The 12,448-nt window shown below is 54.7% G+C and carries 14 protein-coding genes; 12 read left to right on the top strand and 2 right to left on the bottom strand.

The annotated features are described in order from the left end of the window. The first annotated feature begins 32 nt into the window (after nucleotides 1-32). The gene (locus tag PO881_RS14385; protein WP_280171972.1) at nucleotides 33-782 is read left to right on the top strand and encodes a tRNA1(Val) (adenine(37)-N6)-methyltransferase; all 750 of its coding nucleotides are present in this window, start codon (nucleotides 33-35) and stop codon (nucleotides 780-782) included. On the opposite strand, the gene nadB is transcribed toward PO881_RS14385, so the two are convergent. Then, nucleotides 748-2,385: an L-aspartate oxidase gene (nadB, locus tag PO881_RS14380; protein ID WP_101763455.1), complete on the bottom strand. Its 1,638-nt coding sequence runs from the start codon at nucleotides 2,383-2,385 to the stop codon at nucleotides 748-750. The genes PO881_RS14385 and nadB overlap by 35 nt on opposite strands. A gap of 440 nt (nucleotides 2,386-2,825) precedes the next feature. Between nadB and rpoE the strand changes: the two genes are divergently transcribed. The 11 genes from rpoE to acpS all read left to right on the top strand — a co-directional run bounded on the left by rpoE (nucleotide 2,826) and on the right by acpS (nucleotide 12,172). Next, complete coding sequence (gene rpoE / locus PO881_RS14375) at nucleotides 2,826-3,404, top strand: RNA polymerase sigma factor RpoE (RefSeq protein WP_007886161.1); 579 nt, start codon at nucleotides 2,826-2,828, stop codon at nucleotides 3,402-3,404. A gap of 27 nt (nucleotides 3,405-3,431) precedes the next feature. Further along, nucleotides 3,432-4,088 (top strand): anti-sigma-E factor RseA, encoded by a 657-nt coding sequence (gene rseA / locus PO881_RS14370; protein ID WP_277973972.1) that lies wholly within the window; start codon nucleotides 3,432-3,434, stop codon nucleotides 4,086-4,088. After that, nucleotides 4,088-5,044, top strand: a complete 957-nt coding sequence (gene rseB / locus PO881_RS14365; protein WP_110868278.1) for a sigma-E factor regulatory protein RseB — start codon at nucleotides 4,088-4,090, stop codon at nucleotides 5,042-5,044. Before rseA ends, rseB begins: the two co-directional genes overlap by 1 nt. Continuing rightward, nucleotides 5,041-5,505, top strand: coding sequence for a SoxR-reducing system protein RseC (rseC, locus tag PO881_RS14360; RefSeq protein ID WP_061718009.1), 465 nt, complete (start codon nucleotides 5,041-5,043; stop codon nucleotides 5,503-5,505). The genes rseB and rseC overlap by 4 nt, the downstream gene beginning before the upstream one ends. A gap of 218 nt (nucleotides 5,506-5,723) precedes the next feature. Then, nucleotides 5,724-7,523, top strand: a complete 1,800-nt coding sequence (lepA, locus tag PO881_RS14355; protein ID WP_101763458.1) for a translation elongation factor 4 — start codon at nucleotides 5,724-5,726, stop codon at nucleotides 7,521-7,523. Nucleotides 7,524-7,532: 9 nt separating this feature from the next. Further along, nucleotides 7,533-8,504 (top strand): signal peptidase I, encoded by a 972-nt coding sequence (gene lepB, locus PO881_RS14350; protein ID WP_101763459.1) that lies wholly within the window; start codon nucleotides 7,533-7,535, stop codon nucleotides 8,502-8,504. A 118-nt stretch (nucleotides 8,505-8,622) separates the two neighbouring features. After that, nucleotides 8,623-9,303 carry a ribonuclease III gene (gene rnc, locus PO881_RS14345; RefSeq protein WP_036620136.1) on the top strand — a complete coding sequence of 227 codons (681 nt, stop codon included), beginning with the start codon at nucleotides 8,623-8,625 and terminating at the stop codon, nucleotides 9,301-9,303. 49 nt (nucleotides 9,304-9,352) lie between these two features. After that, complete coding sequence (gene era, locus PO881_RS14340) at nucleotides 9,353-10,258, top strand: GTPase Era (RefSeq protein WP_008101512.1); 906 nt, start codon at nucleotides 9,353-9,355, stop codon at nucleotides 10,256-10,258. A gap of 3 nt (nucleotides 10,259-10,261) precedes the next feature. Beyond that, complete coding sequence (gene recO / locus PO881_RS14335) at nucleotides 10,262-10,990, top strand: DNA repair protein RecO (protein ID WP_008101510.1); 729 nt, start codon at nucleotides 10,262-10,264, stop codon at nucleotides 10,988-10,990. Between the two features lie 70 nt (nucleotides 10,991-11,060). Beyond that, nucleotides 11,061-11,792, top strand: coding sequence for a pyridoxine 5'-phosphate synthase (gene pdxJ / locus PO881_RS14330; RefSeq protein ID WP_007886179.1), 732 nt, complete (start codon nucleotides 11,061-11,063; stop codon nucleotides 11,790-11,792). Beyond that, nucleotides 11,792-12,172 (top strand): holo-ACP synthase, encoded by a 381-nt coding sequence (acpS, locus tag PO881_RS14325; RefSeq protein WP_101763460.1) that lies wholly within the window; start codon nucleotides 11,792-11,794, stop codon nucleotides 12,170-12,172. The genes pdxJ and acpS overlap by 1 nt, the downstream gene beginning before the upstream one ends. On the opposite strand, the gene PO881_RS14320 is transcribed toward acpS, so the two are convergent. Then, nucleotides 12,169-12,417 (bottom strand): YfhL family 4Fe-4S dicluster ferredoxin, encoded by a 249-nt coding sequence (locus PO881_RS14320; RefSeq protein WP_101763461.1) that lies wholly within the window; start codon nucleotides 12,415-12,417, stop codon nucleotides 12,169-12,171. The two genes, acpS and PO881_RS14320, sit on opposite strands and share 4 nt — an antisense overlap. Between the last annotated feature and the right edge of the window lie 31 nt (nucleotides 12,418-12,448).

The following is a 12,448-nucleotide window of genomic DNA, read 5'->3' as shown; positions in this document are numbered from 1 at the left end:
TCCGGCAGTAAAAAATTCAATGGTAGTGAAGTATGTCTCAGGACCAGCCGCACGCGCGGCCGACGTTAAGAAAAGACGGTTTTACCTTTAAGCAATTTTTCGTGGCGCACGATCGCTGTGCGATGAAAGTCGGCACCGATGGCGTGTTAATCGGGGCCTGGGCGCCAGTAGCCGGCGCGCGTCGCATCCTCGATATTGGCTGCGGCAGTGGCTTGATTGCGCTGATGCTGGCGCAACGTACAGCAGATTCGGTAGAGATTGATGCCGTCGAACTGGAAGCCAGCGCAGCGCAGCAGGCGCAGGAAAATATGCAGGCTTCGCCGTGGGCGGATCGCATCCACGTCCACCATCAGGATATTGTCAGCTGGAGCGAACAGTGTGAAAAACGCTTCTCGCTCATCGTCAGTAATCCACCTTTTTTCGCGCCCGGTATGGCAAGCGGCAGTGTCGCGCGCGATACCGCGCGCAGCACCGCCACGCTCGACCATCTGACGCTGCTGCGTTGTGCCGCCCAGTTGATTGAAGAAGAAGGGCTATTTTGCGTGGTGCTGCCGGCTGAAGCTGGCGAAGCATTGATTTCACTGGCGCTGGCGGATGGCTGGCATTTGCGTTATCGCTACGATGTCGCCGCCTATGCGCAGCGCCCGCCGAATCGCGTGGTGTTAGGTTTTTCTCCCTCCGCCGGCGAAACCTTGCTGGAACGTCTCGCCATTCGTGATGAAGATAAAAGCTATTCAGCCGACTGGCTCAGCCTGGTGAAAGACTTTTACCTGTTCCGCTAGCTTCGGGCTGCAGGATGGTCGGTAACGCTTCATCCAGCAGATCGGGATTGTCGAGGGTAAAGTGTAACCCTCGGCTCTCCTTGCGCTCCAGCGCACAGCGCACCATCAGTTCGGCGACCTGCACCAGATTGCGCAGCTCGAGCAGATTGTTAGAGAGGCGGAAGTGCGCGTAGTACTCGTCAATCTCCTGTTGCAGCAAATTAATGCGCCGCAGTGCGCGCTCCAGACGCTTGGTAGTACGCACAATTCCCATGTAATCCCACATGAATAATCGCAGTTCATGCCAGTTATGCTGGATTACTACGCGCTCATCGGCATCATCAACGCGGCTTTCATCCCACGCGGGCAGATGTTCTACCGCCGCGATGTCCGGCAAGCGGGCGATCATATCTTCAGCCGCAGACCAACCGTAAACCAGGCACTCGAGCAGGGAGTTGGACGCCATGCGGTTTGCGCCATGTAAGCCGGTGTAACTCACTTCGCCAATCGCATACAGTCCGTCAACATCTGTACGGCCTTGCTGATCGACCATCACGCCGCCGCAAGTGTAATGCGCGGCTGGCACAATCGGAATCGGCTGTTTAGTGAGATCGAGGCCAAAGGTCAGCAATTTTTCGTAAATCATCGGGAAGTGCGCGCGCACAAAGCTTTCCGGCTGGTGGCTAATGTCGAGATACATGCAATCGACGCCCAGCCGTTTCATCTCATGGTCAATGGCGCGCGCCACAATATCGCGCGGCGCCAGCTCGGCACGCTCATCAAAGTCAGGCATAAAGCGAGTGCCGTCAGGACGCAACAGCCAGGCACCTTCACCGCGCAGCGCTTCAGTCAGCAGGAAGTTTTGCGCTTGTGGGTGGAATAAACAGGTGGGATGGAATTGATTAAATTCGAGGTTCGCTACGCGGCAACCGGCGCGCCATGCCATGGCAATGCCATCGCCAGAGGCCACGTCCGGATTGGTGGTGTACTGATAGACTTTTGCTGCGCCGCCGGTGGCTAACACCACGGCGCGCGCGCGGCAGGTTTCCACCTGTTCACGTTTACGGTTCCAGATCCACGCGCCAACTACGCGGCGCTTGCCGGGCAGGCCAAGCTTATCGGAAAGGATCAAATCCACCGCATTGGTGCGTTCAATAATGCGGATGTTAGGATGGCTCAGCGCCTGGCTTACCAGCGTGGTTTCCACCGCGCGGCCAGTGGCATCGGCGCTATGCAGAATGCGGCGATGGCTGTGCCCACCTTCGCGCGTGAGGTGGTAACGCGCTTCACCCTCAGCCTGCGGCTCTTTATCGAAGGCAACGCCGTTATCAATCAGCCACTGCACGCAGTGACGCGCGTTGCTGGCGATAAAGCTCACCGTATCGCGGTCGCACAAGCCGGCGCCCGCAACCAGCGTGTCTTCAACGTGTGATTCGATGCTGTCCGTTTCATCAAACACCGCCGCAATCCCGCCCTGCGCATACAGCGTTGAGCCCTCATTCACCTGCGCTTTACTCAGCACGGTAACCTGATAATGCGGCGCTAAGCGCAGCGCTAACGATAAACCTGCCGCACCGCTGCCGACGATGAGGACATCACACTGATATTCCGGGAGAGAAGTCATGATGTTTAATTTACTAAACAAAAGGTGGCTTGAGCATAAGCCGTGATGGGGGTGCTGTGAAGTATTTTGAACCAACTGCGCGGAAAAATTATTCAGCGGGTAGAGATAGTAGCGTGAATTCAGTGAGTTAACTCTGAAATTAGGCACAATGTGTTTTTTATATCAAACACTCTGAAAATTCAGGGAATAAAGGTGAAAATGACGGCGTCATAAGGTACTCTGCCAGCGATTATCGGTGCCGCAAAAGACACCACCAGCGTGGCAAGTCGCTACACTGAAAGACAATCAACAACAATGATGTCGTGGTTCCGATACGGAAAATTCTGGTCGTAGTGAACTTCGGGCCAAAGGGCCACTCTAAGCGCATGCTTGCTCAGAATAATGAGATGTGCTGGCAGTTCACTTACGCATAAAAAAGTTTTGGGGAGATATTACCTCGGATGAGCGAGCAGTTAACGGATCAGGTTCTCGTTGAGCGGGTTCAGAAGGGAGATCAAAAGTCCTTTAATTTACTGGTGATTCGATACCAGCATAAAGTGGCGAGCCTGGTTTCACGCTATGTTCCGTCAGGCGATGTGCCTGATGTGGTTCAGGAATCTTTTATTAAAGCGTATCGCGCACTGGAATCGTTCCGTGGCGACAGCGCCTTTTATACATGGCTGTACCGCATTGCGGTAAACACAGCGAAAAATTATCTGGTTGCTCAGGGGCGACGTCCTCCATCCAGTGATGTGGATGCTATCGATGCGGAAAATTTCGAAAGTGCGGGTGCACTGAAAGAAATTTCGAACCCTGAGAACTTAATGTTGTCTGAAGAACTGAAACAAATCGTCTTTCGTACCATTGAGGCGCTTCCCGAAGATCTTCGTATGGCCATTACCCTCAGGGAATTGGATGGTCTGAGTTACGAAGAGATTGCCGTCATCATGGATTGTCCGGTCGGTACCGTACGTTCGCGTATCTTCCGTGCACGAGAGGCTATTGATAATAAAGTTCAACCGCTTATCCAACGTCAGTGATAACGGCTACTGGAAGGGTACCAAGGCATGCAGAAAGAAAAACTTTCCGCTTTAATGGATGGTGAAACTTTAGATAACGAGCTGTTGGCATCGTTGTCGAAGGATGCGGATCTTCAGCACAGCTGGGAAGGCTACCATCTCATTCGCGACACCTTACGCGGTGATATCGGAGAAGTGCTGCATTTTGATATCTCCGCACGTGTGGCGGCGGCCATCGAAAACGAGCCGGCACGCAAAGTCACTCCGCTGATCCCTGAAGCGCAGCCTGAACCGTCACGCTACGAGAAGATGCCGTTCTGGCGTCGTGGTGGCAGTTGGGCGGCACAGCTGACGCAAGTTGGTGTGGCTGCGTGCGTCTCACTGGCGGTGATTGTCGGTGTTCAGCACTACAACAGCTCTCCAACCGGCAGCGCGACTGAAGCGTCCGATTCACCGGCATTCAACACCTTGCCGATGATGGGTAAAGCGTCTCCGGTCAGCTTAGGCGTGCCTTCTGAAGCCTTCGACACCAACAGCTCTAATCAGCAGGTGCAGGAACAGCGTCGCCGCGTGAATGCCATGCTGCAGGATTATGAACTGCAACGTCGTCTGCATGCCGATCAGGTTCAGTTTGAGAAAAACGATCCGCAACAGGCTCAGGCTAATGTTCCCGGAAATCAGTCGTTAGGAACTCAGCAGCAGTAATGAAGCAGCTTTGGTGTGCCGTTAGCCTGCTGGCAGGCAGCCTGTTTTGCTCATCTATCGCCTCGGCGCAGACCTCTGCGTCCGGGGCGTTGTTGCAACAGATGGAGCAGGCAAGCCAGAACCTCAACTACGAATTTGCCTACATCAATGTCTCGCGTCTCGGCATTGAATCTCTGCGTTATCGTCACGCGGTTATCGACAATCGTATCTTCGCCCAACTGTTGCAGATGGACGGGCCGCGCCGTGAAGTGATTCAGCGCGGGAACGACATCAGCTATTTCGAGCCGGGATTAGATCCCTTCTCGCTGCCGGGCAATCACATCATCGATGCTTTACCTGGTTTGATGTTCGCCGACTTCTCCCGTTTGGGTGAGGCCTACGATTTCATTCCGGTGGGCCGTTCGCGCATGGCCGATCAGATGTGCGAAGTGGTGCGCATCGTGTCACGTGATGGCACGCGTTACAGCTATGTCGTGTGGCTGGATGTGGACACTAAATTGCCGCTGCGTATCGATCTGCTTGATCGGGACGGTGAAACGCTGGAACAGTTCCGCGTCATCAGCTTTGCCGTCGATGAAGGCGTACGCAATCTGATGCAAGGGCTGGAGAAGGCCAACTTGCCGCCATCGCTGTCGTTACCGGCCGGTGACAAAGTGGAACTCAGCTGGCAGCCAAACTGGCTTCCGGCGGGCATGAAACTGATCTCGCAAAGTCGCCGCGATATCCCGTCGATGAACAAAACTGTCGAATCGCGCCTGTACAGCGATGGCCTGTTTAGCTTCGCCATCAACGTTACGCCAGCAGATAAAAGCAGCAGCGTGCAGGCATTGCGCACTGGACGTCGCACGGTGCAGACAGAAGTGCGCAATAATAACGAAATCACGGTGGTGGGCGAGTTACCGCCAGCCACTGCCAAACGTATTGCGGACAGCATAGATTCGGGTTCACCAAAATGATGAAAGAATGGGCCACCGTGGTGGCGTGGAAAGAAGGCATTGCCACTCTGCACACGGAAGCGAAAACGTCTTGTAACAGCTGCTCGGCGCGTAAAGGCTGCGGCAGCCATGCGCTTAATCAGCTGGGGCCGAAAAATGCCCACGTGATGACTATCGCCAGCGCGGAGCCGTTGCAACCCGGCCAGCGCATTGAGTTAGGCATCCGCGAAAGCAGCCTACTGGGTTCTGCCTTGCTGGTTTACATGACGCCGCTGTTTGGCCTGTTTTTAGTGGCTGGCATCTTCCAGATGCTGTTCGCCAGCGATCTGGCTGCGGCCTGTGGCGCGCTGTTGGGCGGCATTGGCGGCTTTATCGTGGCGAAAGGGGTATCCAAACTTTTCGGCGATCGCGAGGCTTTCCAGCCGGTGATTCTCAGCGTTGCGTTACCGCCTGATGCGTTGCGCGTGGAAAGCGAAGCTTGATCCCCGTCCAGGCCGCGTTTGATGCGGCCTTTCCCAATCAGCTTAACCGCTGAAATCTGTTGCGATTCCCCACAGTTCCATTCTTTAACGCGCGGCGTTAACAGTGTAATATGCGTCGTCATTAATGAGGCCGACAGGGTTCCGGGTTAAGCTCACTTTCCTGAATGTGTTCGTGCTCAAGTTTCCCACTGATTTTCTACGTGAAGATATTCATATAAATGAAGCACATACGAAATTTCTCCATCATCGCTCACATTGACCACGGCAAATCAACGCTCTCTGACCGTTTGATTCAAATTTGTGGTGGCCTGAGCGATCGTGAGATGGCGGCGCAGGTTCTGGATTCCATGGATCTGGAACGCGAGCGCGGCATTACCATCAAAGCGCAGAGCGTGACGCTCGATTACAAAGCGCAGGACGGTGAAACTTACCAGCTCAATTTTATCGATACTCCCGGTCACGTTGACTTCTCGTATGAAGTTTCCCGCTCGCTGGCGGCGTGTGAAGGAGCATTGCTGGTGGTCGATGCAGGGCAGGGCGTTGAAGCTCAGACGCTGGCAAACTGCTACACCGCAATGGAAATGGATCTGGAAGTGGTACCGGTATTGAACAAAATCGACCTGCCTGCCGCCGATCCAGAACGTGTAGCGGAAGAGATTGAAGATATCGTCGGCATTGACGCCACCGATGCGGTGCGTTGCTCGGCGAAAACCGGCGTCGGCGTACCCGACGTGCTGGAACGTCTGGTGCGTGACATCCCGCCGCCAGAAGGCGATCCGGAAGGCCCGCTGCAGGCGCTGATCATCGATTCCTGGTTCGATAACTACCTTGGCGTGGTATCGCTGATTCGTATTAAGAACGGCACGCTGCGTAAAGGTGACAAAGTTAAAGTCATGAGCTCCGGTCAAAGCTACAACGCTGACCGTCTCGGCATCTTCACGCCGAAGCGTGTTGATCGCAACGAGCTGAACTGCGGTGAAGTAGGCTGGCTGGTGTGTGCGATTAAAGACATCCTCGGCGCACCGGTGGGCGATACGCTAACCTTGCAGCGCAATCCGGCGGAGAAAGTGTTGCCTGGCTTCAAGAAAGTGAAGCCACAGGTTTACGCCGGTCTGTTCCCAATCAGTTCTGACGACTATGAAGCGTTCCGTGATGCGCTGGGCAAATTGAGCCTGAACGATGCGTCACTGTTCTACGAGCCAGAGAGCTCAACGGCGCTGGGCTTCGGTTTCCGCATCGGCTTCCTTGGTCTGCTGCACATGGAGATCATTCAGGAACGTCTGGAGCGTGAATACGATCTGGATCTGATCACCACTGCACCAACCGTAGTGTATGAAGTGGAAACCACCGACGGTGAAACTATCTATGTTGATAGCCCGTCGAAGCTGCCACCGCTGAATAATATTGCCGAGCTGCGTGAGCCGATTGCTGAGTGTCACATGCTGCTGCCGCAGGAGTTCCTCGGCAACGTCATTACGCTGTGTATTGAAAAACGTGGCGTGCAAACCAACATGGTTTACCACGGCAAGCAGGTTGCGCTGACGTATGAGATCCCGATGGCGGAAGTGGTTCTTGACTTCTTCGACCGTCTGAAATCAACCTCGCGCGGTTATGCTTCGCTGGATTACAACTTCAAACGTTTCCAGACCTCTGACATGGTGCGTGTCGACGTGATGATTAACTCAGAACGTGTTGATGCGCTGGCGCTGATTACTCACCGTGATAACTCACAATATCGTGGCCGCGACCTGGTGGAGAAGATGAAAGATCTGATCCCACGTCAGCAGTTCGATATTGCGATTCAGGCGGCAATCGGCAACCACATTATCGCTCGCTCAACGGTAAAACAGCTGCGTAAAAACGTCCTGGCGAAATGCTATGGCGGTGACGTGAGCCGTAAGAAGAAACTGTTGCAGAAGCAGAAAGACGGTAAGAAGCGAATGAAGCAGGTCGGCAACGTTGAGCTGCCGCAGGAAGCATTCCTTGCCATTCTGCATGTCGGTAAAGACAGCAAATAAGGATTTTTAATGGCTAACATGTTCGCCCTGGTTTTAGTGATCGCAACGCTGATCACTGGCGTTATCTGGTGTATCGATCGCTTTAAATGGGCACCGGCGCGTCGTGCGAAGCAGGCTGCCGCGCAAGCGCAGGCCGGCAACGCACTCGACAGTAAAACGCTGGCGAAAGTAGCCGCGCAGCCGGGTTGGGTTGAAACCACCGCATCGGTGTTCCCGGTGCTGGCGGTGGTGTTGATCGTGCGTTCGTTTATTTTTGAGCCGTTCCAGATTCCCTCGGGCTCAATGATGCCAACGCTGCTTATTGGTGACTTCATCCTCGTGGAGAAGTTTGCTTACGGTATTAAAGATCCGATTACCCAAACCACACTGATCCCAACTGGCCATCCGCAGCGCGGTGATGTCGCGGTATTCAAATACCCGAAAGATCCCAGCGTGGACTACATCAAGCGCGTGATTGGCTTGCCGGGCGATAAAGTGGTGTTTGATCCTTACAGCAAAACCCTGACCATCAATCCGGGTTGCAGCAGCGGCAGTTGCGACACGGCGCTGCCAGTGACTTACACTAACGTTGAGCCAAGCAACTTCATTCAAACCTTCAGCGGCTTTGATGGCAATGAAACCGGCAACGGCTTCTTCCAGGCGCCGCAGGGCGAAACCATGAAGGGCGGCCTGCGTCTCGGCACCCGCAAAGAGACATTGGGCAACGTAACGCACGATATCTTGCTGGTAAACGAAGCGCAAAGTCAGGCAAGCATGTATTATCAGCAGCCGGGCCAGCCGCAATCGACCTGGATTGTGCCGCAAGGGCAATATTTCATGATGGGTGATAACCGCGATAACAGCGCCGACAGCCGCTACTGGGGCTTTGTGCCCGAGAAGAATCTGGTCGGCAAAGCGGTGGCCATCTGGATGAGCTTCGAGAAACAAGAAGGACAGTGGCCGACCGGCGTGCGCTTTAGCCGCATTGGTGGGATTCACTAATTAGCTTCAAAAAAGGTTGGCCTCTCTTTCGGGAGGCCAGTGCACACGAAACAGACCAGGTTGGAACCTCAGCCCTGTTTCGTATGCAGTGATAGGCGCACAGAACAACTGGAATAGCATGAACCCCATCGTCATTAACAAGCTGCAGCGCAAACTGGGCTACACTTTTACTCATCCGGATTTATTGCAGCAGGCACTGACGCATCGTAGCGCCAGTAGCAAACACAATGAACGTCTTGAATTTCTTGGCGATTCTATTCTCAGCTACGTGATTGCCAATGCGCTCTATCACCGCTTCCCGCGTGTGGATGAAGGCGACATGAGCCGTATGCGTGCCACGCTGGTGCGCGGCAATACGCTGGCGGAGATGGCGCGAGAGTTCGACCTTGGCGAATGTTTACGCCTCGGTCCGGGCGAGCTGAAAAGCGGCGGTTTCCGTCGTGAATCGATCCTCGCGGATACCGTTGAAGCCTTAATTGGCGGCATCTTCCTCGATAGCAGCATTCAAACCGTCGAAAAGTTAATTCTCGACTGGTATCACTCACGACTGGAACAGATCAGTCCGGGCGATAAGCAAAAAGATCCGAAAACGCGCCTGCAGGAGTATTTGCAGGGACGTCATCTGCCGCTGCCGTCGTATTTGGTGGTGCAGGTGCGTGGCGAAGCCCACGATCAGGAATTCACCATTCACTGTCAGGTGAGTGGCATGGCAGAACCGGTGGTGGGCATTGGCTCCAGCCGCCGTAAAGCCGAGCAAGCAGCCGCCGAACAGGCGTTAATTAAGCTTGGCCTCGAATAAATAGTCACATTGCAGCGTCGAAAGCGGCGCTGCCCAAGTCAGGACTCGAATGAGCGAACTCGAAACATACAGCGGCTTTGTCGCGATTGTAGGCCGACCAAACGTCGGTAAATCCACTTTGCTGAACCAGTTGCTGGGGCAGAAAGTGTCGATCACGTCACGCAAGCCGCAAACCACGCGTCACCGTATTATGGGCATCCACACCGAAGGCGCTTATCAGGCGATCTACGTGGATACGCCAGGGCTGCACATGGAAGAGAAACGGGCGATCAACCGCCTGATGAACCGTGCCGCCAGCAGCTCCATTGGTGACGTTGAGCTGGTGATCTTTGTGGTTGAAGGCACGCGCTGGACACCAGACGACGAGATGGTGCTCAACAAGCTGCGTGATAACAAAGTTCCGGTGGTATTGGCGATCAATAAAGTCGACAACATCCAGGATAAGAGCATTCTGTTACCGCATCTGCAGTTCCTTAGCCAGCAGATGAACTTCCTTGAAATCGTCCCTATCTCAGCGGAAAGCGGCAAAAATGTCGACGCGATTGCGGCGATTGCGCGTAAATGCCTGCCAAAATCTGAGCATCATTTCCCGGAAGATTATGTCACCGACCGCTCGCAGCGCTTTATGGCGTCTGAGATCATCCGTGAAAAGTTAATGCGCTTCCTGGGTGCTGAACTGCCTTACTCCGTTACCGTCGAAATTGAGCAATTTGTTTCGAACGATCGCGGCGGCTACGACATCAATGGCCTGATCCTTGTTGAGCGCGAAGGCCAGAAGAAAATGGTCATCGGTAATAAAGGCGCCAAGATCAAAACCATCGGCATTGAATCGCGTAAAGACATGGAAGAGATGTTTGAAGCGAAAGTGCATCTCGAACTGTGGGTTAAAGTGAAATCGGGCTGGGCGGACGATGAACGTGCGCTGCGCAGCTTAGGTTACTCTGACGAAGGTTAAGTAATGGAAGGCTGGCAACGCGCCTTTGTGCTGCATAGTCGCCCTTACAGCGAAACCAGCCTACTCCTCGATCTGTTCAGCGAAAGCGAAGGGCGCGTCCGCGTCCTTGCTAAAGGCGCCCGCTCGCGCCGCTCCCAACTAAAAGGTGCACTGCAACCCTTTACGCCACTGCTGGTGCGCTGGGGTGGACGCGGTGATGTCAAAACGCTGCGCAATGCCGAAGCCGTTTCGCTGGCATTGCCGCTCAGCGGCATTACGCTCTATTGCGGGCTCTACGTCAACGAGCTGCTGTCGCGCGTGCTGGAGCAGCAAATTCCCTTCTCTGATATGTTCTTTGATTACCTGAATTGCATCCAAACGCTGGCGGCAGGCAACGGCTCGCCTGAACCGGCGCTGCGCCGCTTTGAGCTGGCGCTACTCGGGCATCTCGGTTACGGCGTGGATTTTCTGCACTGTGCCGGCAGCGGCGAAGAGGTGGCTGATGGCATGACCTACAGCTACCGGGAAGAGAAGGGTTTTATCGCCAGTTTGGTGGTCAATCAACGCAGCTTTACCGGCCGCCAGCTGCGTGCGTTGTGGGAGCGCGAATTTCCCGATGCCGATACTCTGCGCGCCGCCAAACGCTTTACGCGTATGGCGCTCAAACCCTATCTTGGCGGCAAACCGCTGAAGAGTCAGGAACTGTTTCGCCAGTTTGTGCCAAAAAAGAAACCCGATGTGGCAAACGACTAGCGCTGGTCGTACCGCCTGATATATTCAGCGCGGTACACTGCAAACACACTGAACACATTTAAGGATTGTCATGGCTGAGTTGCTGTTAGGCGTCAACATTGACCACATTGCCACCGTACGTAACGCACGTGGTACAAACTATCCCGATCCGGTGCAGGCCGCGTTTGTTGCTGAGCAGGCCGGCGCTGACGGCATTACCGTGCATCTGCGTGAAGATCGCCGTCACATCACCGATCGCGATGTACGCATTTTGCGTGACACCATCCAGACGCGCATGAATCTGGAGATGGCGGTAACGGACGAGATGATCGACATTGCCTGCGAAATCAAGCCGCACTTCGTTTGTCTGGTGCCGGAAAAGCGTCAGGAAGTGACCACCGAAGGCGGGCTGGATGTGGCGGGTCAGCAGGATAAAATCAATGCTGCGGTGCGCCTGTTAAGCGACGCCGGCATTCTGGTGTCACTGTTTATCGATGCCGATCACCGCCAGATTGAAGCGGCGGTTGCCAGCGGCGCGCCTTATATCGAAATTCACACCGGTGCCTATGCCGAAGCGCCCGAAGGTCTCGCGCGCCAGGCTGAGCTGTCGCGCATCCGCAAAGCCGCGACTTTCGCCGCCAGTCTGGGCCTGAAAGTCAATGCCGGCCACGGTTTGACTTACCACAATGTGCAGCCGATTGCTGAATTGCCGGAAATGCACGAGCTGAATATTGGCCATGCGATTATTGGTCGCGCGCTGTTCAGCGGTTTGGCCGATGCGGTCAGCGAAATGAAGCAGCTGATGCGGGAAGCGCGTCGCTAATGGCGATTCTCGGGCTCGGCAGCGATATCGTAGAGATCGAGCGCATTGCTGGCGTCATTGAGCGCTCCGGCGACCGTCTGGCGCGTCGCGTATTAAGCGAAGCCGAGTGGCAGCAATATCAGGCGCACCAGCAACCGGTGCGCTTTCTGGCTAAGCGTTTTGCGGTGAAAGAGGCGGCAGCGAAAGCGTTTGGCACCGGCATTCGCGGTGGCCTGGCCTTCAATCAGTTCGAAGTGTACAACGATGCGCTGGGCAAACCGGGATTACGTTTCTTTGAGCAGGCCAGGGTGATTGCCAGCCAGCTCGGCGTGAAGCATGTGCATGTGACGTTAGCGGATGAACGCCATTACGCCTGCGCAACGGTGATTATCGAGAACTAAGGGTGCAACACCACGAACTTCTCCCACAGCGCCTCGCGGCTTTCCGGGTGCTGTGGATCGGTAATGATGGTGTTATCAATCGGACAGACGCTTTGGCAGGTCGGCACATCATAATGGCCCACGCACTCGGTGCAGCGGTCGACATCAATTTCATAGATCGCGTCGCCTAAGCTGATTGCCTGGTTTGGGCATTCAGGTTCGCACATATCGCAATTGATGCATTTGGTGGTGATGAGCAAGGCCATAGCAGAAGTCCAATAACAGCAGAAAAGGCGC

The organism is Pantoea sp. SS70 (genome assembly GCF_029866845.1).
In the GTDB taxonomy this organism is placed as follows: Bacteria; Pseudomonadota; Gammaproteobacteria; order Enterobacterales; family Enterobacteriaceae; genus Pantoea; species Pantoea leporis.
The sequence above is the reverse complement of the archived record's forward strand: the minus strand, read 5'-3'. Positions and strand labels throughout refer to the sequence as shown.

Bases quoted from the DNA above. Each gene is read 5' to 3' on its own strand.
- PO881_RS14385 (WP_280171972.1), top strand. From the start codon at position 33: ATGTCTCAGGACCAGCCGCACGCGCGGCCGACGTTAAGAAAAGACGGT.
- nadB (WP_101763455.1), bottom strand. From the start codon at position 2,385: ATGACTTCTCTCCCGGAATATCAGTGTGATGTCCTCATCGTCGGCAGC.
- rpoE (WP_007886161.1), top strand. From the start codon at position 2,826: ATGAGCGAGCAGTTAACGGATCAGGTTCTCGTTGAGCGGGTTCAGAAG.
- rseA (WP_277973972.1), top strand. From the start codon at position 3,432: ATGCAGAAAGAAAAACTTTCCGCTTTAATGGATGGTGAAACTTTAGAT.
- rseB (WP_110868278.1), top strand. From the start codon at position 4,088: ATGAAGCAGCTTTGGTGTGCCGTTAGCCTGCTGGCAGGCAGCCTGTTT.
- rseC (WP_061718009.1), top strand. From the start codon at position 5,041: ATGATGAAAGAATGGGCCACCGTGGTGGCGTGGAAAGAAGGCATTGCC.
- lepA (WP_101763458.1), top strand. From the start codon at position 5,724: ATGAAGCACATACGAAATTTCTCCATCATCGCTCACATTGACCACGGC.
- lepB (WP_101763459.1), top strand. From the start codon at position 7,533: ATGGCTAACATGTTCGCCCTGGTTTTAGTGATCGCAACGCTGATCACT.
- rnc (WP_036620136.1), top strand. From the start codon at position 8,623: ATGAACCCCATCGTCATTAACAAGCTGCAGCGCAAACTGGGCTACACT.
- era (WP_008101512.1), top strand. From the start codon at position 9,353: ATGAGCGAACTCGAAACATACAGCGGCTTTGTCGCGATTGTAGGCCGA.
- recO (WP_008101510.1), top strand. From the start codon at position 10,262: ATGGAAGGCTGGCAACGCGCCTTTGTGCTGCATAGTCGCCCTTACAGC.
- pdxJ (WP_007886179.1), top strand. From the start codon at position 11,061: ATGGCTGAGTTGCTGTTAGGCGTCAACATTGACCACATTGCCACCGTA.
- acpS (WP_101763460.1), top strand. From the start codon at position 11,792: ATGGCGATTCTCGGGCTCGGCAGCGATATCGTAGAGATCGAGCGCATT.
- PO881_RS14320 (WP_101763461.1), bottom strand. From the start codon at position 12,417: ATGGCCTTGCTCATCACCACCAAATGCATCAATTGCGATATGTGCGAA.